This window comes from Rhizobium sp. WSM409 (assembly GCF_057653825.1).
Map to the genome: position 1 here is coordinate 1 of NZ_JBYGKP010000005.1, position 20,380 is coordinate 20,380.

A 20,380-nucleotide genomic window follows, 5' to 3' on the forward strand; every position below is an offset into this window, starting at 1 on the left:
ATGAACGCGTTTAGCCCGCTACCGTCGTTTGAGTTTGACGACAAGATCCTGATGCAAGGTGCGGAAATCTCGCGCAAGCTCGATCAACTGCGTCTGGAGAACTTTCCCCCGAACGCGAAGAAAGACCTGCGCCGGTTCTCGCTCGCGGAGGTCGCGCACTATCTTGGCGTCACCCCGAGCAATTTGAAGCGCCTCTATCTCGACGGCAAAGGCCCGAAGCCAGTCACAATGTCGGGAAATCGCAGATACTACACTGCCGAACAGATGTTGGAGCTGCGATTTTTTCTGGACAGGACTGGGAAGTCGGAAGCTAAGAAATATGTTCCTCACCGCAAGCCGGGCGATAAATTGCAGGTCATTGCGGTCGTCAACTTCAAGGGAGGCTCTGGCAAGACGACCACAACGGCTCACCTTGCGCAGCACTTGGCGTTGACCGGACACCGCGTGCTTGCCATCGATCTTGACCCACAGGCGTCGCTCTCGGCTCTGCACGGTTTCCAGCCGGAGCTTGACCGGAATCCCTCGCTCTACGATGCGATACGCTATGACGACGAGCGCAAGTCGATTGCCGACGTCATTCTACCGACTAATTTCCCTGGTCTCGATATTGTCCCGGCGAATCTGGAATTGCAGGAATATGAATACGACACGCCCCTTGCGATGCAGGCTGGCACGGATGGGAAGCGCTTCTTCACGCGTCTCGGCAAGTCGCTCGAGGAGGTTGACAGCCGCTACGACGTCGTGGTGGTCGATTGCCCTCCGCAACTGGGATATCTCACCTTAACCGCGCTCACTGCGGCGACCTCCGTCTTGATTACAGTCCATCCACAAATGTTGGACCTGATGTCGATGTCGCAGTTCCTGCTCATGCTCGGCAATATCACCAAGACAATTAAAAAGGCTGGTGCCAACGTGCGCATGGACTGGCTCCGTTACCTGATCACCAGATTTGAGCCAACGGATGTACCGCAGGTGCAGATGCTGGGCTTCATGCAATCGATGTTTGCCGAGGAAATCCTCAAGAGCCCGATGGTGAAGACAACGGCAATCTCCGATGCCGGCTTGACGAAACGTACCCTCTACGAGCTCGATCGCTCAAATTTCACGCGAGAAACCTATGACCGCGCGATCGAATGCATGGATGCCGTCAATTTCGAGATCCAAGGATTGATCCATAGGGCTTGGGGAGGCTCTAACGATGTTGACCGCCGTCAAAACAGCAAGATTCTGCAGTCGAAACAAGCCGATAACGTGGCTTCGAGGATAGCGATATGGCTCGAAAAAACCCCTTCGCCAATGTGATGAGCGACACGCCGACCGGCAGCAACCGGGCAGTGCTTGATTACACCATCCGGGGCGCTTCTAAGTCGATCCTGAATTCCATCGATGAGATGGCGGCCCGTGCAGACAAGCTGCTGGAGGGCGAGACTGTCATCGAACTGAACCCGGATCTGGTCGATGCATCGTTCGTGCGCGATCGCATTGAGGAAGACGAACAGGAGTTCAACGAATTGCTTTCGGCAGTTCGGGAGCGGGGGCAGGACAGCCCGATCCTGGTGCGGCCTCACCCCAAGGATTCCGAGCGCTATATGGTGGTGTTTGGACATCGACGTCTTCGAGCGGCAAGGGCGCTCGGAAGAAACGTCCGTGCAGTCGTCAAAGACCTGAAAGATAGCGATCATCTCGTCGCGCAGGGGCAAGAGAATTCGGCGCGCGCCAATCTGTCATTTTTTGAGAAGGCAATGTTCGCGAGCGAAATCGCGCGGCTTCACTTCGATGGTGACAACGCAATTGTTCTCTCGGCACTCTCGGTGGACAGGGCGACCCTATCGAAGATGCTGGCGGTGGCGAGCATGCCTCGCGAATTGCTGGATGCGGTCGGAGCAGCCAAGGGCATTGGACGTGATCGCTGGTATGAGCTGAAGACCCTGTTGGAGCGGCCCTCGAATTTGGAGAGGGCACGTGCCTTCCTCGCAACCGAGGAATTCAACGCGAAGACAGGCGACGATCGGTTTAACGTCCTGCTGACGCATATCAAGGCATCAGGCAGGTCAGCTCCATCGAAACAGGTTCGTGCGAGCAAATGGATTGCCGACGATAAGTCCGTTGCCGCCGACCTGCGGAGCGATGGACGAACTTTTACACTTGCCTTGAAGGCCAAGGATGCGGTCGGGTTTGGAGATTTCCTCTCCGAAAGCCTGACGGATCTCTACAAGGCTTATCGAGGCCGAAACGTTCAACAAGGAGAGTAGACCGCAAAAGAAAAAGGCCCCCAACGACGCGGTCGTGGAAGCCTTCCTCGTATTCCTAGCAGATCGAGAATCGCATTTCCACGAATCACAGTCAAGAGTCTTGGCGCCGCTTTTTGGTGAGCAGAATTCTTTTGCCTAAACTGAGGTGAAGGCAAATGGAGAGTGGATATGTGACGACGCCCTTTGGGCGGCGGCCGATGTCGCTTGGCATGCTGGCAAACCAGCACCTGGCCGAGACCATCGAGCCGGGAATGAAACGCAGCAAATGGAAGCTATTCAGGGCGATCTGCGAAGCACGGCCGGCGCTTGGCGTCACCGATCGGGCACTGACGGTGCTCGACGCGCTTCTGACCTTCTACCCTGACGACGAAATCTCCGAGGAAAAGGGACTGATCGTCTTCCCCTCGAATGCGCAGCTTTCGTTGCGCGCCCGCGGCATGACGCCAGCGACCCTCAGGCGGCATCTTGCTGTCCTGGTCGAGGCCGGCCTGATCCTGCGCAAGGACAGCCCGAATGGAAAGCGCTATGCGCGCCGCGACAGGGCAGGGGCGATCGGCGATGCCTTCGGCTTCAGCGTCGCACCGCTTCTGGCGCGTGCTGTCGAAATTGAAAGCCTGGCGGCTCAGGCGGTTGCCGACCGGGAGCTGTTACGGGTGACCAGGGAACGCCTGACGTTGTGCCGGCGGGACATTTCCAAGCTGGTCACGGCGGCGCTCGAAGAAGGGGTTTCCGGTGATTGGGAAGGCATTTCGGCGATGTTTCGAACGCTTCTTGCCCGAATTCCACGGGTGGCGACCGCCGAAGACCTGGCGCCGCTGCTCGACGAGATGGCGATGCTGCGTGCAGAGATCGTCAACATGCTGGAAAGACGGATAAAAACACAAAAAATAGACGCCAATGAGTCTCAAATTGAGCATCACAAACAGAATTCAAATCCCGACTCCACTTATGAACTTGAACCAAGCTTCGAAACGAAGCAGGGCGAAAAGGCAGCGGCCGATAACGACCCGAACGCCGGGCCGTCAGACGAACGAAGATTGAAGCAGCAAAAGCCTTCCGGCCGGATGAGCAACAGGGCGGGGGGCGCAGCCGACCCGGGCGCCGGACAAGGCCTGAAGTCCTTCCCGCTCGGCCTCGTCCTCCAGGCCTGCCCCAGTATTCTCGACTATGGGCCCGGCGGAAACATCGGCAATTGGCGAGACTTGATGTCGGCGGCCGTCGTCGTGCGTTCGATGCTCGGCGTCAGTCCCTCGGCCTATGAGGAAGCCTGCTCGGGCATGGGCCCGGAAAACGCCGCCACCGTGATCGCCTGCATCCTGGAGAGGGGAGGGCACATCAACTCGCCCGGCGGTTATCTCAGAGATCTGACCCGAAGGACCGAAAAGGGCGAGTTTGCAATCGGACCGATGCTGATGGCGCTCGTGCGGGCCAATGGTGGAGTTCGGCGCTATGCCAGCTGAGGGGAGGGGAGGCGGGTGCCCGTTTTGGCTGAAAATGCCTGCCCGGGTGAGGTCCACTGTGGCGGAGCGATTTCCTCCACTGTCGCGGCCAGTCTCGCGATCGAATAGGCTTTAGGGATGAAAGCGGTTGTTTTCTCTGTGAGCTCGTTATTATCGTTCAGGGGTCATTTGCCTCATCAGGCGGGTGGCCATTCCCAGGCTCTCAGCGAAAGTCCATCAAGGGTCCGAAAGCCTTGGAATTCAATCGCTCCTTCGAGCCGCCAGGGCAGGTTTTTCGGCAAATAATCACCCCCCCGATCGTCAATGATCGTCGTCGGATCTCGACGACACTAAGAAAAGGCAACGAGGTGGCGGAAGTAATCTGAGATATAGGTTCTGGTTAACGTGCTGTTAACCATCGTTTCAATGCGTTACGCCTCATCTACGTTGTCTCAGATCATGTGGCGCGGTAGGCATAAGGGTGGCGGTCATCATTGTTACAGTTGGCGGGGACAGCTTTGACGGAATTGTGGGCGCAGCATCGGCGCCGCGCCGTACGGGACGCGCGGGTGCTGTTTGCCAAGGCGGCACACGCCCGATTTCCTCCTGTCCCATGAAAGGAGGGGACGCGGAATGCGGGGGTAACGGAGGCCGAGACTATTTCTACTACAAGGGGCCACTTCAACGGTCGAAGCGTTCTGCTTGTCAAAATACAGGGCTCGCGGGCATCGCTCGTTCTGCATAGCCGCTGATTTCTCCTGCGAAATGCAGGAGGATACGCAACTGGATATGTGGATAGACGGCGGGAGCCGGATGAAGATGAAATTTCAAACATTATCAGCTGGTAGTTTCTTGAGAAACGAGGCGCTTCCGATGACGAAATACCAAACATCCGCTGTTCAGACCCTTTTGGGGGACATGATTTACTCATCCCCAGGTGTTCATCGAAGCTTCTCGGGCGATGTTTTTAGATGTGGAGGGGCGGCTGGTTCATCCAGGGGAATTTGGCGTTTGCCGTGAGGCCGTAGCCAAGCAGTTCATTCGCGCGTTTGTCCCTGGCAAACGGTCCGGACGATTTACAATCGTCCGCTCTTATTCTGGCCCCAAGCGGGCTATCCACGCTGAACCGCCAGAAAAAGAGCAACGATCAAGATCACGAAGAGCCCGGCCGCCGCCGCCGCTATCCCCACAAGAGCAAACCATGTCCGTATAGCGAGAAAGCTTGGTCGCCGACCGTCAGCCGCCTTTGTGCCGAGAAATGCCAAAGCTCCGAGGACAACCGGCGTACCCCCTCCAATGACCATCGCTACTGCACCTTCCGGGGCAGTGGTTCGCCAGATCATCCCGAATACGCAAATGCCGGCAATCGTTCCAACGATGAGGGAGCCAAGAATGAGAAGAATGCGCATTGTGTGTCTTTCGCCAATGAAGGCGCTATTATTCACCGGGCAATTTTACATTCATATCGTAGGAGCAGCCAATGTGTGTTTGCCTTAGTGGCTGCTAACGGTCGAAATATTCCGAGTTATACGCGTGGTGACGGTCCAGCCGAATGATTCCGACAAGTAGCCTTCTGACGCAGGGCTCAATAATGCAATCGTGGAATCGATATCATTATCAAAAGGAAAGCAATTGCGGCTGCGATTGTCACCGCAGCACTACAAAGAATAGAGCCCGCAATAACGCTCCGGCTATAATATCCCGGCATGAAAACCAACGCCACAATGAGCGCGCACGCTGTTGGGGCGAGAAAAATCCAAGGCTTGTATTGAAAATTCCCAATCCCCTCCAAAAGAACAAAAACGGAAGGGGCAAAAACTTGTGTCATGAAAGTCAGCGGGATAACCAGCAGCCATATGATCAGCGCGAGGAAGACTCCGTCTCTAAATGTCTTTTTGCGGGGTATGAGTGAATCGCGCATATTGTTTTAGGTTTAGCCTTGGTTTCCTCGAGCCGCGCGTGTCCTTTAAAAGGACCATTCGCGGTGTAGGGGTTTGCTGGAGACGCGTCAAATACTCACCCGCTTGGTCCCGCATAACCGATAAGCAGGAACGGTATGAGGAGAGCCAATTGAATAGCACGTTTGGTCGATCTTAGAGGAGCTAGCCAGGCCGCACGATCACCACTTTGTCGCTCTGGGCAGGTCTCATACCAATCTGCATTGATCAGAACCGATGCACCCAGTCGCGCATTCCGATTGAGATGATCTTCCAGGGTTGGTCGATGAGCTTCTTTCAGGCCTTGCAGCGGTGACCGACGATGTCGTCATAGGACGTGAAGACCCGGTTTGATAGCCAGTTGTCGCGCATGAACTGCCAGACATTTGCGACGACGATCATCTCACCGTTCGCGATCGCTGCGTTTGGAGCACTTTTGGAGAGCTTCGTGGTTTCCGAGCTTCTGAAACTCGCGTCCTGGTCGGAGCGGCGGCCTAACCTTCTAGCACTACCGGACCAAGGATCAGGATCAGGACGAGCTGGACGGGGTAATCGAGGACCGTCGCGGGCGGATCGTCGGAATTGAAGAGAAAGCATCAGTCACGGTCAAATCGGACGGCTTCAAAGGGTTGAGGCAACTACAGGAAGCTGGTGGGGAGCGCTTTATCCGTGGCCTGGTGCTTCACGATCATGATCGCGTGACCCCGTTCGGAGAGAAGTTGCACGCCGCCGTCCGGACCCTGATCGCGCAGCAAAGCTCGCGAAGCAGCCCTAGGGGATCGCCGAAACCAGCAGGAACACGGCAAATATCACTAGATGGATCGCCCCTTGTAGCACCGTCGTGCGGCCGGTCCCCAGGGTCAGGGTGCTCACGAACAAGGTAAGCATCAGCAGCGTCGTGTTCGCGGCCGAGATGCCTAGGGCCAGTTGCTGGTCAAGAACAAGCGAGACTACCGCGACAGAGGGTATGGTCAACCCTATACTCGCGATGGCCGATCCGAGAGCTAGGTTGATGCTATTCTGAAGCTGGTTCTTGAGGGCGGATTTCGCTGCGGCAATCCCTTCCGGCAAAAGCACGATCGCGGCGATGACCACGCCGACAAAGGTGTGCGGCAGTCCGGCAAGATCGATGGCCGCATCGAGGGAGGGCGACAAGGTCTTCGCCAGAAGAACGACGGCGACTAGCGAAACCAGCAACAGACCCAGGCATGCCAGGGCTTCCCGGTCTGAAGGCTTCGGGTGGTAGACCTCCGTCATGTCCTCACCGATCACATCTTCAGCGGGGCCATCCAAGAAGTAGGCGCGATGCTTGACCGTTTGCACGAAGACGAAGACGCCCCAAAGCATCAGAGAAACGATGCCGATGAACATCGCCTGGAGTGGAGAATAAGACGGGCCGAGAACTGTCAGCGTGTGATTTGGTAGGATCAACGCCAAGGCGGCGAGGGTGCCGAGCACCGCCAGGGCGGAGGACGCACCCTTAAGCTGGAACGACTGCTCGAAGTGCCGGCTTCCTCCCATGATCAGACAAAGCCCGACGACGCCATTAAGCACGATCATCACGGCGGCGAACACGGTATCCCGCGCGACGGAGCCGCTGCCTTCAGCCCCGGACACCATAATCGAGACGATCAATGCGACTTCGATGACCGTGACAGCGATTGCCAACAGGATCGAACCAAATGGCTCGCCGAGCTTAAGCGCGAGGACTTCCGCGTGGTGAACTGCGCTAAAGACGGTGGCGGCAAGCATGATACCGGCAAGAACAAGGACCACCGGACCGTCGGAGGGAACGAAGTGGAGAAACTTCACGGCGAGAAGCAGGGATGCCAAGAGCGGGGAGAGCCACGTCCACGTCGGGATTGCCGGGTGCTGTGTCTCGCTTGCGACGTCGGCTTTCAGTACTTTCATGTGTGTTCCTGACTGGCGATTGAACGCGTGGCAGAAAGCCGGCGTGTTGGAAAATCAATGGCGCTCGAAATCATGTCATAAGCAAGCCTGGATCCTGAAATCGTGTTATCGTGCATGAAGCGATCCGTCCGAACCTTGACCAGACTGGTGACCATGGAGACTGAGTTTGGGTTCGATGGGCGTCGGTATATAGTGTTCGCATGCCTGTTTGGAGCGGATCTTGTCGGAATGTATAGCCGCAGCAAGCCGGGTCACGACCTCGAATAGGACTCGCGAGACACGTCCTGGTTTCGACAGCCGTCGTTGGAACTCTCTCGTAGATTACCTATACCCTATGATCAACTGGGAGGTTGGCCGCCCGCGAACCATCGGCGCCGAGGGCTAATGGGGACTGCGGAAAACGAGTTCGAAAAGGGTGCTCCGGATCAGGGGCAGACACCCTTTTCGTGCTGAGTTTTGCAGTCTCAGCGGAACGGAAATTAGCAGAGAGATTGCTGTCTACCATCGGACCGAAGTCCGACTCACCCGCAATAATTCGTCGATGGCAGTGCCGAGGGGACATCATCGATCAATGCGCCCCTCGATCCGAGGTGATTGCGGACGAGCAACTCGCCAGGGCGGGCTCTCGGTTGGCGGACGCGTGGAACAAGGCCTTTACATCGTATCCTTGAGGCGAGATTTGACCTTCGATCTCGGCCTCAGCCAGACGGAACTGGCGAGCCTGCAGCGCCTCTTTTTTAATGCTAAACCGTATAGCCCCGATACTGCTCGACGCGGAGCTCAAGCGGCTCGATGCCTCGCCGCCGGAGATTGCGACGATTGCGGCGCGATTGATGGCGGGGGCTTGAGGATGGGCTCGTCAATCAGGTATTCAACGCACCGAAGCTCGTCATACGAGACGAATGCACTTGGCATTGGTCGAGAGCGTTCAGTTCATAATCGGACCCTGAGGAGTTCTCGCCGTGGCCATGTTTGAAAAGCGGATGACTGCGGCAGGTGGGCCCGATTCTGGCGACGTCGACTCTGGGTATGCCTGGTGGCGGCTGGTACTCACCTTGATCCTCGGCACCGTTGCCTGCGTCGGCAATTGGTCCGTCGTGGTGCTTCTTCCAACCCTGCAAGTCGAGTTCGACACGGTGCGTGGCGGTGCCTCGCTTCCCTATACCTGCACCATGCTTGGCTTTGCCTTTGGCGGGGTTGTAATGGGGCGTCTGGCCGATCGGGTCGGCATCGTCGTGCCAGTACTGATCGGCGCGTTCCTGCTTTGCGTTGGCTACATCCTGGCGGCTCTTACCACCAATATTTGGCAGTTCGCAGCCTTCTCGCTGGTAATCGGCCTTGGATCAGCTGCCGGCTTCGCGCCGCTGATATCCGACCTCTCTCTTTGGTTTAGCAGGCACCGGGCGCTCGCAGTCGCCTTTGCGGCCTCGGGCAGCTATCTTTCCGGGGCGGTTTGGCCGATGGCTATCGAGCATTTCCAGACGACCCAGGGCTGGCGCGCAACCCATGTCGGAATCGGCATTTTCATCCCACTGGTGATGGTGCCCATCGGTCTGCTGTTGAAGCGGCGTCTACAGACCGTAACCTATGTCCAGGCCGAGGCGGTAACCGAAGCAGCACGCAACGAACTGGGCCTAAGCCCGAACGCGTTGCAGGTCGTCCTTGTCGTCGCGGGCTTTGCGTGCTGCATGGCAATGTCAATGCCGCAGGTCCATATCGTCGCATATTGCGGGGATCTCGGCTACGGTGTGGCGGTGGGCACGCAGATCATCGCCTTGATGCTTGGACTGGGTGTCGTCAGCCGATTGGCGTCCGGGGCGGTCGCCGATCGGATCGGTGCCGGGCCGATGTTGATCCTCGGTTCCTCGATGCAGGCGGCAGCGCTGCTGCTATATCTGTATTTCAACAGCAAGTCGTCGCTCTATGTGATCTCCGGCCTGTTCGGGCTATTTCAGGGTGGCATAGTTCCGATGTATGCCGTGATCATTCGGAAATATCTGCCGCCACGTGAGGCGGGTATCCGCATCAGCCTGGTGTTGATGGCGACTGTTCTTGGCATGGCTTGTGGGGGCTTGGCCGCTGGTTATATTTTCGACGCCACCGGCTCTTACCGCCTCGCTTCCTGCATGGCTTCCTTTGGAACTGCGTCAACCTTGCTTTGGTGAGCTGGTTGATCCTGTGGCCCAGGCTGCGGCGGAGGCAGCAGGCGTTGGCGACGTGAACAGGGGCGCTTTCTCGCGCCGAGACAAGCTCTCGATTTACTGCCCAACGCGCTAACCAAAGTTTCTCGATTCCACACTTTAAAACTCCACCCCCTGATTTGTGAACACCGGACCCGCCCCGTAATCAAAGGGATGGTCAGATCACTAAGAGACACCTACTACCAAGGCCAGCATCATCCCGCTCCGAAGAGCGGCGCGAGATCGAATTGGGCACTGGCACTTACGGCGGTCTTCATCAGTCGGTGGGCGCTTGGCATCTATGACGGGATGAAAGTGGGTTGGTTGACGGTACCACGAAATGGCCCCGACCGGCGACAATAGCTCGCGGCACTCCGATGACGGTCTCTTAGAGCAAGGGACTGGCAGTCCCGCGACGCTCGCAACCGTTCAGCTCCTCGGCGATTTCATCTGCGTCCGGCTTTCGAAGTTGCACCAGATCCTTGCCGTTCGTGGCGGCCGGAAGTCCTGTCAAGGTGTCCATGACTGTCCACGAGCCGCCATCGGGCTCGACCCGATAGCGGTCGCCACTCGTGACGCCACTGTGACGTGATTGGTTAGAGCACATGGGATGAAAACAGGGCTATGACCACCAGCACGGTCATGCAGATGACAATAGACCAGAGGATCGCCTTGACGCGCGGGTTGGTGCGGATGCGCGTTGCAATGTCGGGCGTAGGCGGTAGCGGGCGTCCATGGGCAGAGCCGAGATATCGAGCCATCGCAATCTCCTTGTGTGCCGGGTGAACGCCGCCCACCTCCGCTTGTTCCCCGGCGGAGCTGAGCGACATGCAATTCATGTTAGAAAATACTTAACTACATTTGCAAGACTTCATTCCGCGCTGTTTATCCTCTGATCACGGCGAAATCGGTCGGGATGCGGCGCGTGCGTAACAGACGGTCCTTGTTGGGCATACGCCCAGTGACTGAAGGCCGCTGCCGTACCCCGGATCAAAGTTGTGAAGAAGGTCAACCACGACGATGCCGGTCATGAGGTCGATATTCCACGACACGCCATCATGGCAGGGCGCTAATCTCGTCACCGCTCTCCAACCTCATCGTCCGCGATTTTGCGAAGAAGATACAGCAGCGCAATTCTCTCCGCCGAATTGAGGGGAGAGACAGTTTTCTCGCTGATGAGATATGCGCGAGGATACATGTCCTGAAGCAGCGCCTCACCCTTCGGCAGGAGAGAAATGACGACCTTGCGGGCGTCGGCTTTGTCTTTGGACAGGTCGATCAATCCACGTGCTTTCAGACGCTCGACAATCCCGCGGATGGTCGCCTGATCGACCGACGTGGCCTTCACCAATTCGACCTGAGAGCTCGGTCCGAGATCGTGTAGCGCGCAGAGCGTGACGAACTGGACGGATGTCAGGTCTGGGTCACTGGCGTTGGCCTGGAAGATCGAGAGATGCCGCTGATAGGCTTTTCGCAGCAAGTGACCCACCTGCTCGGTAACATCATAGGCGGTTTCAGACACCGCGGCTTCACGTGGGCGTTCGATGTCTTTGACAGTCATGTTAGCGGGTCCATCGGTTGCGGCGTCTAGTGCGTCCATGCAGGAAACACCACAGCATGTTTCACCGGTCAAGGCATACGAGGCTCGGGCTGCTTGGCGTGTTTTCACGCCAAGCAGGTTGGTTTCGATTACGATTTGACGGTGTGCTTCATTTCCTTGACGGCGATATCGCCTTTCAGGACCATCGGCTCATCGTCGAGAAAGAGCGAGCAATTGCGCATCGGGATATCGAGATGGCAGGCCGTGTCGTTCGGGCCGCCCAATTCATTGTTCGGGCCGGTCGAGAACATGACATTGCCGTAGAACGAGCGGGCCTCCATGCCCATGCCGCCCGGAAATTCGCCGGGCACCATGCGATGCCACTTGGCGTTTTGATTAAGACCCCAGCCGACATGGCTCATGCCCATGCCACGCGGATCGTTGAAACCGTCCATGTAGGATTTGACTAGCTCGGCGTCGAGGCCACCGCGAATGTCGGTGATCCAACCGTTTTCAATGGTGTAGTAGATCGGATCGCGCACGTAGATGTTCTGCGGCAGCAGAATATCGCCCGGAGCAACGACGATCGTACCGTCGACGCCGTCATCGTCACCACCGGTGAAGACAAAGCCGGATGGCCAATGATCCCAGCGGCCCGGTTCGTCCGTGCACGCATATTCCGTGACGGCCGGATAGGTGTTGAGCTTGTAGGTGACATCCGTGCCATGGTCCGAGGTGATCCGCATCACCTTCGCCTTGGACAGCAGGTCTCCTGCAAATTCGACGCGCTCGCGCAGTTCCTTTGTCGGCAACATGCGGGCAAGAATTTCCGGCGGTTCGACGGCGGTCAGGATGCGCGTTCCGGCCGCCTGGATCGCCATCTGTTCCGGGCTGAAGAGCAGGAAGATGCAATCGATCAGCATGTCGGCGGCCTTCAGGGCCTCGACCGCGTCAGGCATGGCCGCTAGGCCTGTCTGGCCGACGGCCCATGCACCCGCCGGTGGCACCGGCGGTAAACGCATGTGATACATCTTGGCCCCAAGACGCATGCCCGCCGCCATGAAGGCGTCGGCATAATCGAGGCGCTCGTTGCCCTGGGTCAGGACGATGAGTTTTTCGCCCTCGTGGACGCCCGACATCTTCAACTGATGCAGGCAGATTTCGGTGAAGCTGAATTGATCCATGCTCGTTCCCCTATCTTACGTGAAGGCTTGGCTGTTTTTGCAAAGTTACGGACGGTCGGACTTGATCTTGGCGATTTCGGCGATGGCATCCTCCCTCGAAACGACATCGCCATACTTGCTGTCGATATCGAAGAGGTTGGCATTGTGCGGATCGGGGTGCCGGTCGCCGACGCAATCGCGCACGACGATCGTCCGAAAGCCGTGCTGGACGGCATCCACCGCACTTGCGCGAATGCAGCCGCTTGTCGAGCATCCAGCAAGAACGACGGTATCGATACCCTGCGTGTGAAGCAGAGAGGCGAGACTTGTGCCGAAAAAGGCGCTGGCATATTGCTTGACGATGACCAGCTCGCCCTTTTCCGGCTCGACGCCGTCGCAGAATTCGGCCAGCACGTTGCCCTCGACCATCGCCATCATGACCGGAGCCTTTTTCACCCACATGCCGCCATCGGCGCAGTTCTCGGCGAGATAGAGAATGCGGGTGTGGATGACAGGAATGCCTGCGGCGCGCGCCGCAGCCAGAAGTGCCGGTGTTTGTGCGACGGCATCGACAACACCCGGCGCATAGAGCGGCGCGCCTTCCACCGTATAGGCTTTCAGGAAGTCGATCACCAGAAGGGCCGGCCGCTGGCCGAAACCGATGCGGTTGCCCCAAACGCCCTGATAGTTGGTTTCAGCACTCTGCATCGGGCACTCCTTGTTTTCCTCCGCCGCAATGCGGCCGGAAACGACAAATTCAGGTTCAATAAGCGCCGGACAGAAGGGCACCGGCACCCGGCACGACGGCTTCCAGTCCTAGTGATTTCAGCATGCAATAGGTGGTTGCCACGGCAGCGGTGAGCACCGGTTTGCCGGTCATGGCCTCGACCTTGGCGATGACGGGCAGCGACGGCATCTGCACGCAGGCCGAAAGCACGATGACATCGACATCAGAAAGATCGAGCGTCTGGACGATGGCCGGCAGGTTTTCCGGATCGTGGCGGGCAACATCCAGATTGTCGGGAATTTCAAGCGCCCGCCAATCCATCACTTCGAAGCCTTCCTCGCGAATATAGTTCACGACGAGTTCGGTCAGCGGCTTCATATAGGGCGCGACGACGGCGATCTTCTTCGCCTTCATCACCTTCAGGCCCTCGATCAGCGCGCCGGGCGCTGGTGACGACCGGGATGTTCGTGTCGTTTTCCTGCGTGCGGCCGGTCAGGCGCTTTTCCGACTGGCGATGGTAGCCGAGGCCCATCGCCATGATGGCGACGAGGCAGGCATATCCCAGCACGTCGACGCGGGCATCGGACAGTTCGATGGCGCATCGATCGGATTCGGCGTCCATGGCGGCCAGTTCTTCCTTGACCACCTTCTTCATGCGCATGCGGCTGGAGTGGAAGGTGAAGCGCTCCGGGCGGATCAGTTGGCGAGCCATCAGCATCGCCGGAATTTCCGTCTCCATCGTTGTGTTGGAACTCGGCACGATCTGGCCGATACGATAGGGTTTCTGCACGGACGGCTCCTTTGATGAGTGAGCGGGCGCACATTGGGCGCTCTCGCTGCGGCAATAAAAATGGCGGGCCAAAGACCCGCCATTGGCGTTTATCGGGAGAGGAAATCTCCAAGCGCCTCGAAGAAGCCGTCGAGATCGTCCCAAGGGATCATGTGGCCGGCATTCGGGACGCGGCTGATCTCGATAGCGGGATTGAGCCCACGGATTTCCGCTACATCTTCCGGCGCAATCACGCCACCACGTCCCGCGACCATCAGCATCGACGGCTGCTTCAGTGTGGCGAAATCCGGGAAGATGTCGTCCTTGTGGAAGTCCTCGAAGGCGGTGACGATGGCAGGCTCGAAGCAGGTGTGCAGCCATTCGGCACGCAACTGCAGCTGGCTTTCCGTCCATGTCGGGCAAAACGCCTTCATGCCCTCGGCATCGATGCCTGCCAGCGCGAGGCGAATGCTATCGACATACCAGGGCAGCTTGCTCGGATAAGGCCGGCGGCCCGGCCCGGAGACGGGGGGATCGATAAGGGCGAGGCGGGAGAACTCGCCGCCGGTATTTGCCGACCGCATGGCGATGCGCGCACCCATCGAATGGCCAAGCAGCGCAGGAGCGTCAACACCGAGCGCCTGGGCAAAGCCGATGACGTCGGCGGCCATGGCATCGAGACTGTAGTCGAGATCCGGACCGGTCGAGGACAGGCCGCGTCCCCGGACATCGAGAACGTAGACGTCATGGCGTTCGGCAAGGCGTTCGGCAACGAAGCCCCAGGTGATCGCCGGGCTGGTGATGCCGGGAATGAGGATGACCGGCCGACCCTTGCCGCCATAGCGGAGGTAATGCTGGCGAATGCCGTTGGCTAAGACATTCGCGCCGTAGAGAAGGGACGTGCTCATGCGACACTCTTGTCGAGGATAGGCTCGGCATAGACGTCGTAGCCGTAGACCCATGAAGGATCTTCCTGCGTCTGCAGGAATGTATTGGCGTTGGACACGGTCTGAACCTGCGTCGCGCGATCGCGTCGGCTGGCCTCATAGAGGCGGAAGGCGGTCGCGTAATCCTGCGATCCGGTTTCCTCCAGGCATCGCGCCAGCATGGCCGCATCCTCGATCGCCATGGCGGCACCCTGAGCCATATGCGGCTTCATCGGATGGCAGGCATCGCCGAGCAGGACCATGCGGCCCTGGCTCCAGAGCGGTAGTGGGTTACGGTTGAACAGCGGCCACTTGGTGACGTCGTCGGTGGCTTCGATCAGCGCCTGGATGACCGGATGGTATCCGGCAAAGGCTTCCGACATTTCTTCGCGGCTGCTCTGCACGAAAGCGCCGTCGAATTCCCAGGCGGGGTGCGGGACGCCGGTCACGTAGTAATATTCGTCGCGGCGGCTGGTGGTGTAATAGACCATCATGTGGCGATCCGGCCCCCACCACTTGACGCAATCCTCGAAGGTCAGGTCGAACTTCTTCAGCTTTTCCGCCGAGATCATCGCGCGATGACCGACCCAGCCGCTATAGTGCGGCTTTTCGGCGCCCAGCAATGTCTCGCGGACGCGCGAATTGATGCCGTCGGCACCGATCACGATCGTGGCGCGCGCCGAGGTGCCGTCCTGGAATTCGAGGTAGACATCCGAGCCATTGTCTTCGAGGCGGGTCAATCGCTTGTTGAACTGGACGGTGCCGGGAGTCATGGTGTCCATCTGCAAGGCAGAGAGATCGCCGCGATGGACGGTACAATAGGTCGCGCCATAACCTTCGAGCGGAATGCGGGAGAGATAGTCTCCCGTCAGGCCATCCCGGCTGAACCAATAGGCCGGCGTGCTGCTGATATCGATCAGCTTCTGGTCCATGCCGATGCGCTGGAAGATCTTCAGGACATTCGGTCCCATGTGGATGCCGGCGCCGAGGCGGGAAAAGCTCGGGGCCTGTTCAAAGATCTGGACATTGAAGCCGGCATGCTGGAGCAGCGCGCCTGCTGCCGCGCCGCCGAGGCCGGCACCGATGATCGCGATCTTTTCATTTCCGGTGGACATGGCGACCCCTTTTTTCCGTTTTCAACGTATCGCTCTGGCGATAGGCGAATTGGCTTACTTATAGCGTATACGCTTTAAAATGCAAGAGCGAGACAAGCATTCGTGGCGGGCTGGTTTAGTTGAATACCCCAGCGTAACGCGTTTTTCGACGTTTGCAACAACGAAATTCGACTTGCCAGCGGCCCATATGAAGCGTATACGCTATTTATATAAAAATGAGGGGCAGTAGATGCGTAATGTCGGTGACAGTCGTATCGTTATGATGCGCACGCGCCGCCAAGGCGCCCGCCGTATAGCGATCCGTCCAGTAGCAAAAGGCCTGGCTATTTGCGCGATGCTGGAGGAATTCCCGTGAAGCCTCCCGTTTCCGTTTCACTGAATGTCAACGACGCTCTTTGGCGCGTTAGCGCGAAACCGGAAACACCGCTTCTTTACATCTTGCGTAACGACCTGTGCCTGAATGGACCGAAATATGGCTGTGGCCTGGGCGAATGCGGCGCCTGCGCGGTTCTGGTTGACGGCCGTCCGGTGCGCTCTTGTACGGTGCCGCTTGGCGCGATCGGCAAACGACGCGTGATCACGCTTGAGGGGCTGGCGGTGGATGGGCTTCTGCACCCGGTACAGCAGGCTTTCATCGAAGAGGCGGCGGCGCAATGCGGGTATTGCCTCAACGGCATGATCATCGCCACGGTTGGACTGCTTCAGCGAAATACGGATCCCGAAGAGAGCGATATTCGCGATGCTCTGCGGCACCATCTCTGCCGGTGCGGAACGCATGTTGAGATACTGGCCGCTGTGCGGCGCGCCGTAACCCTCACCAAAGCCGGCTGGCCAGTCGACCCGATGACCGACGACATGACGGAGGTTTCGCGATGAACCACCGCGAAGCACCCAAGTCCGCCTACATGGCAGCCGCGAGCACGCTTCTCATTGTCAATGACGTGTCGATGGGCGACGCCGCCGAGCTTTATATCGCCGTAGGGGCCGATAGCCGGGTGACAGCGTTCAACGGCCACGTCGATCTCGGGACAGGCATCCGCACCTCGCTGGCGCAAATCGTCGCCGAAGAGCTCAGCGTGCCGTTCGAACAGGTGGACATGGTTCTCGGCACGACGACCGCCGCGCCCAATCAGGGCGCGACCATTGCCAGCGAAACCATCCAGATTACCGCGATACCGCTGCGCCAGGCCGCCGCCACCGCCCGCCACCATCTGCTCGTCAAGGCCGCCGAGAAGGTCGGCCTGCCGATTGAGCGGCTGCGGCTGGAGGAAGGCGTCATCCGTGCCGACGGCGGCGAGAACTGGCAGCTGAACTTCGGCGATGTTGTCGTCGGCAGCCATGTCAGGCTGTCGATCGACAGCAATGCGGCGCTGAAGCCAGCGTCGGACTATAAACTGGTTGGCTCGTCGCGCCCGCGCGTCGATATTCCCGAGAAGGCAACCGGGCGCTGGACCTATGTCCACGATGTGCGCGTGCCTGGCATGCTGCACGGCCGCGTTATCCGCCCGCCATATGCCGGATTCGATCATGGCGAGCATGTCGGAAACAGCTTGATCTCGATCGACGAGACCTCGGTCGCGCATATCGACGGGCTGGTCGGCGTGGTCGCCATCGGTGATTTCGTCGGTGTTGTCGCGACCCGCGAGGAAATCGCCATCGAGGCGGCGAAAAGCCTGCAGCTCGTGTGGCGCGCGCCGCCCGAGTGGCCGGATCTGAACATGCCGGAGAAGGCGCTGCGTGCCAATCCGTCGACGCCACGCAAGCTTGCCGATCGCGGCAATGTCGACATGGCATTGGCCGGCACCGCCCAGCCGATGAACCGCACCTATGTGTGGCCCTATCAGATGCACGCCTCGATCGGCCCGTCCTGCGCGGTGGCCGATTACAATGACGCCGGGCTGACCGTCTGGTCGGGAACCCAGAACCCTTATCCCATGCGCCGCGATCTGGCGCTGCTGCTCGACATGCCGGAAGAGCAGATCAGGGTCGAGCGGCTGGAGGCGGCCGGCTGTTACGGCCGCAACTGCGCCGATGACGTAACAGCCGACGCGGCGCTGCTGTCGCGGGCCGTCAAGGCACCCGTCCGGGTCCAGCTAACGCGCGAACAGGAACATGCCTGGGAGCCGAAGGGCGCCGCCCAGATCATGGATGTGCGCGGCGGTCTCGATCTGGAGGGCGGTCCGTCCGCCTATGATTTCGAAACGCGCTATCCCTCCAATCTGGCGCCAACCCTTCCCCTGATCCTCACCGGCAAGCTGCCGCCCGTTTCCGACGTCGTGCAGATGGGCGATCGTACCGCCATCCCACCCTATGCCTACGGCAACCTGCGCGTAACCGTGCACGACATGCCGCCGATCGCACGCGCCTCCTGGTTCCGTGGCGTGTCGGCGATGCCGAATACATTCGCCCACGAATGCTACGTCGACGAGCTGGCCGCCGCCGCCGGCGTCGATCCGGTCGAGTACCGGCTCCGTTATCTCCACGACCCACGCGCCGTCGACCTGGTGCACGCGCTTGCCGAACGGGCGAATTGGGTTCCGCATACGACGTGGGGCACGCTCAGCGGCGAAGGCGATCTGCTCTACGGCCGTGGATTTGCCTATGCCGTCTACGTCCACGGGCCGTTTCCGGGCAAGGCCGCCGCCTGGGCGGCATGGGTTGCCGATGTCGCCGTCAACAAGAAGACCGGCGAGATCGCGGTTACCAAGGTGACATGCGCGCAGGACTCTGGAATGATGATCAATCCCGACGGAGTGCGCCACCAGATCCACGGCAACATCATTCAGTCCACCAGCCGGGTGCTGAAGGAAAAGGTCGAATTTTCCTCGACCGCGGTGCAGTCGAAGGAATGGGGCGGCTATCCGCTGATTACCTTCCCCGAGGTACCTGATATCGACGTGCTGATGGTGCCGCGCCAGGACGAGCCGCCGCTCGGCGTCGGAGAGTCCGCCTCCGTTCCCAGCGCCTCGGCCATCGCCAATGCCGTCTACGATGCCACCGGCATTCGTTTCCGCGAACTGCCGCTGACGCCGGAACTGGTCCTTGCCGTGCTGAACGGCAAGACGAACGAAACGCCGGCCACCCCGGTCGCGAAAAAGCGCAGGTGGTGGAACGTCGGCCTGTCGGCGATCGGCGCCGTCGCCGCTCTGTCCGGTATCGTGACCATGGCATCGCCATGGCGCCCGGCGATCGGCACCATCCAGCAGCCGGACGCCAATGTCTACAGCGCCGCCACCATCGAGCGCGGCCGGCTGGCGGCGGCGGCCGGCGCCTGCAATGTCTGTCATGTCGGAAACGACGGAACGCCCTTTGCCGGTGGCCGGCGCTTCGACACGCCATTCGGCGCAGTTTATGCCACCAACATCACGCCCGATGTCCAAAGCGGCATCGGCGCCTGGTCCTACCCGGCCTTCGAACGTGCCATGCGCGAGGGCATCAGCCGCGACGGCCATCACCTCTATCCCGCGCACCCCTACACCTCGTTCGCGGGCGCCGAGGATGCCGATCTTCAGGCGCTCTACGCCTACATGATGACGCAGGCGCCGGTCGCCGAAAAGGCGCCTGAGACAAAGCTCAATTTCCCCTACAGCATACGCGCGATGATGGCGGGCTGGAACGCGCTGTTCCTGAAGGCGCAGCCGTTCAAATATGTCGAGACCCGCGATGCGCAGTGGAACAGGGGGGCCTATCTCGTCGAGACCCTGGGCCACTGTTCGGCCTGCCACACGGACCGAAATGCGCTCGGCGCGGAAAAGAGCGGCAGCGCCCGGCTTTCCGGCGGCTTTGCCGATGGCTGGGAGGCGCCCGCCCTGAATGCGTTCGCCAACGGCCCGGTCGGCTGGACGGCAGACGCCTTCTATGACTACCTGCGCACCGGACATTCGCGCGATCACGGCAGTGCCGCCGGCCCGATGGCGCATGTCGTCGAGGTCCTGCAGCCGCTGCCGGACAGTGATATCCGCGCCATGGCCACATATCTCGCAAGCCTCAACGAGGCCCCCGCCGATAGCAAGGTGCAGAGCCAGGCTGCCCTTTCCGCGAGCGAAGCGGCCAAGGCTTCCGCCGCGCGCATATCGCCGAAGGGCGAGCGGCTGTTTAATGGCGCCTGCGCCACATGCCACACTGGAAACACGATCCTGTCGTCGCTGGCGCTCAACAGCAATCTTCATGCGGAGACCCCGGACAATCTCATCCAGGCAATCCTGAAGGGTGTCGAGGCGCCGGCAATCCTGGCGCAGACCACCGGCCGTCAAGCCCCTGAAGTGATGTCGATGCCGGCTTTCCACCAGACGCTGAACGACGGCCAGATCAAGGATCTCGCCGATTATCTGAGAGCGCGCTTCGCCCCCGACAAGCCGGCCTGGACGGAAACGACCAAAGCCATGCAACGCGTAACGGCAGCAAGCCACTAGGGAGAGACG

General features: G+C 59.5%; 13 protein-coding genes and 3 pseudogenes. 7 read left to right on the forward strand and 9 right to left on the reverse strand.

The window, feature by feature from the left end:
- From repA to repC, 3 genes and pseudogenes are all read left to right on the forward strand, one after another.
- Window positions 1-1,188, forward strand: a pseudogene (gene repA / locus AC25BC_RS32825) (plasmid partitioning protein RepA); the annotation flags it as partial.
- Between the two features lie 83 nt (window positions 1,189-1,271).
- Window positions 1,272-2,252, forward strand: coding sequence for a plasmid partitioning protein RepB (gene repB, locus AC25BC_RS32830; protein ID WP_128440176.1), 981 nt, complete (start codon window positions 1,272-1,274; stop codon window positions 2,250-2,252).
- Between the two features lie 155 nt (window positions 2,253-2,407).
- Window positions 2,408-3,712, forward strand: a complete 1,305-nt coding sequence (repC, locus tag AC25BC_RS32835; RefSeq protein WP_487778594.1) for a plasmid replication protein RepC — start codon at window positions 2,408-2,410, stop codon at window positions 3,710-3,712.
- Window positions 3,713-4,803: 1,091 nt separating this feature from the next.
- Here repC and AC25BC_RS32840 read toward each other — a convergent pair.
- Complete coding sequence (locus AC25BC_RS32840) at window positions 4,804-5,100, reverse strand: hypothetical protein (protein ID WP_128439991.1); 297 nt, start codon at window positions 5,098-5,100, stop codon at window positions 4,804-4,806.
- 1,079 nt (window positions 5,101-6,179) lie between these two features.
- Between AC25BC_RS32840 and AC25BC_RS32845 the strand changes: the two genes are divergently transcribed.
- A complete protein-coding gene (locus AC25BC_RS32845; RefSeq protein ID WP_487778600.1) occupies window positions 6,180-6,512 on the forward strand; it encodes a hypothetical protein in 333 nt (110 codons plus the stop codon).
- Here the strand turns inward: AC25BC_RS32845 and AC25BC_RS32850 are convergent.
- The gene (locus tag AC25BC_RS32850; protein WP_128439990.1) at window positions 6,400-7,539 is read right to left on the reverse strand and encodes a calcium:cation antiporter; all 1,140 of its coding nucleotides are present in this window, start codon (window positions 7,537-7,539) and stop codon (window positions 6,400-6,402) included. The genes AC25BC_RS32845 and AC25BC_RS32850 overlap by 113 nt on opposite strands.
- 968 nt (window positions 7,540-8,507) lie before the next feature.
- Here AC25BC_RS32850 and AC25BC_RS32855 point away from each other — a divergent pair.
- A pseudogene (locus AC25BC_RS32855) lies at window positions 8,508-9,760 on the forward strand (MFS transporter).
- Between the two features lie 555 nt (window positions 9,761-10,315).
- On the opposite strand, the gene AC25BC_RS32860 reads toward AC25BC_RS32855, so the two are convergent.
- The 7 genes and pseudogenes from AC25BC_RS32860 to AC25BC_RS32890 all read right to left on the reverse strand — a co-directional run bounded on the left by AC25BC_RS32860 (window position 10,316) and on the right by AC25BC_RS32890 (window position 15,959).
- Entirely contained in the window at window positions 10,316-10,480 is a 165-nt protein-coding gene (locus AC25BC_RS32860; protein ID WP_164902269.1) for a hypothetical protein, read from the reverse strand.
- A gap of 317 nt (window positions 10,481-10,797) precedes the next feature.
- Window positions 10,798-11,280 (reverse strand): MarR family winged helix-turn-helix transcriptional regulator, encoded by a 483-nt coding sequence (locus AC25BC_RS32865; RefSeq protein WP_128439988.1) that lies wholly within the window; start codon window positions 11,278-11,280, stop codon window positions 10,798-10,800.
- Window positions 11,281-11,408: 128 nt separating this feature from the next.
- Window positions 11,409-12,443: a 2,5-dihydroxypyridine 5,6-dioxygenase NicX family protein gene (locus tag AC25BC_RS32870; RefSeq protein ID WP_128402196.1), complete on the reverse strand. Its 1,035-nt coding sequence runs from the start codon at window positions 12,441-12,443 to the stop codon at window positions 11,409-11,411.
- Window positions 12,444-12,488: 45 nt separating this feature from the next.
- Window positions 12,489-13,130 (reverse strand): N-carbamoylsarcosine amidohydrolase, encoded by a 642-nt coding sequence (locus AC25BC_RS32875; protein WP_128402195.1) that lies wholly within the window; start codon window positions 13,128-13,130, stop codon window positions 12,489-12,491.
- Window positions 13,131-13,185: 55 nt separating this feature from the next.
- Window positions 13,186-13,939, reverse strand: a pseudogene (locus AC25BC_RS32880) (maleate cis-trans isomerase family protein).
- Between the two features lie 89 nt (window positions 13,940-14,028).
- Window positions 14,029-14,826 carry an alpha/beta fold hydrolase gene (locus AC25BC_RS32885; RefSeq protein WP_128439987.1) on the reverse strand — a complete coding sequence of 266 codons (798 nt, stop codon included), beginning with the start codon at window positions 14,824-14,826 and terminating at the stop codon, window positions 14,029-14,031.
- On the reverse strand, window positions 14,823-15,959 hold the full coding sequence (locus tag AC25BC_RS32890) for an FAD-dependent monooxygenase (protein ID WP_017997013.1): 1,137 nt from the start codon (window positions 15,957-15,959) through the stop codon (window positions 14,823-14,825). Before AC25BC_RS32890 ends, AC25BC_RS32885 begins: the two co-directional genes overlap by 4 nt.
- A gap of 351 nt (window positions 15,960-16,310) precedes the next feature.
- On the opposite strand from AC25BC_RS32890, the gene AC25BC_RS32895 reads away from it, so the two are divergent.
- Together AC25BC_RS32895 and AC25BC_RS32900 are read left to right on the forward strand one after the other, a co-directional pair.
- Window positions 16,311-16,835 carry a (2Fe-2S)-binding protein gene (locus tag AC25BC_RS32895; protein ID WP_128439986.1) on the forward strand — a complete coding sequence of 175 codons (525 nt, stop codon included), beginning with the start codon at window positions 16,311-16,313 and terminating at the stop codon, window positions 16,833-16,835.
- Complete coding sequence (locus AC25BC_RS32900; RefSeq protein WP_128439985.1) at window positions 16,832-20,371, forward strand: molybdopterin cofactor-binding domain-containing protein; 3,540 nt, start codon at window positions 16,832-16,834, stop codon at window positions 20,369-20,371. Before AC25BC_RS32895 ends, AC25BC_RS32900 begins: the two co-directional genes overlap by 4 nt.
- The last annotated feature ends 9 nt before the right edge of the window (window positions 20,372-20,380 follow it).

What these genes read in the sequence shown, in the direction of transcription:
- AC25BC_RS32900 (WP_128439985.1), top strand. Translation starts at nt 16,832, where the DNA reads ATGAACCACCGCGAAGCACCCAAGTCCGCCTACATGGCAGCCGCGAGC.
- AC25BC_RS32870 (WP_128402196.1), bottom strand. Translation starts at nt 12,443, where the DNA reads ATGGATCAATTCAGCTTCACCGAAATCTGCCTGCATCAGTTGAAGATG.
- AC25BC_RS32865 (WP_128439988.1), bottom strand. Translation starts at nt 11,280, where the DNA reads ATGACTGTCAAAGACATCGAACGCCCACGTGAAGCCGCGGTGTCTGAA.
- AC25BC_RS32860 (WP_164902269.1), bottom strand. Translation starts at nt 10,480, where the DNA reads ATGGCTCGATATCTCGGCTCTGCCCATGGACGCCCGCTACCGCCTACG.
- AC25BC_RS32885 (WP_128439987.1), bottom strand. Translation starts at nt 14,826, where the DNA reads ATGAGCACGTCCCTTCTCTACGGCGCGAATGTCTTAGCCAACGGCATT.
- repB (WP_128440176.1), top strand. Translation starts at nt 1,272, where the DNA reads ATGGCTCGAAAAAACCCCTTCGCCAATGTGATGAGCGACACGCCGACC.
- AC25BC_RS32850 (WP_128439990.1), bottom strand. Translation starts at nt 7,539, where the DNA reads ATGAAAGTACTGAAAGCCGACGTCGCAAGCGAGACACAGCACCCGGCA.
- AC25BC_RS32875 (WP_128402195.1), bottom strand. Translation starts at nt 13,130, where the DNA reads ATGCAGAGTGCTGAAACCAACTATCAGGGCGTTTGGGGCAACCGCATC.
- AC25BC_RS32840 (WP_128439991.1), bottom strand. Translation starts at nt 5,100, where the DNA reads ATGCGCATTCTTCTCATTCTTGGCTCCCTCATCGTTGGAACGATTGCC.
- AC25BC_RS32890 (WP_017997013.1), bottom strand. Translation starts at nt 15,959, where the DNA reads ATGTCCACCGGAAATGAAAAGATCGCGATCATCGGTGCCGGCCTCGGC.
- repC (WP_487778594.1), top strand. Translation starts at nt 2,408, where the DNA reads ATGGAGAGTGGATATGTGACGACGCCCTTTGGGCGGCGGCCGATGTCG.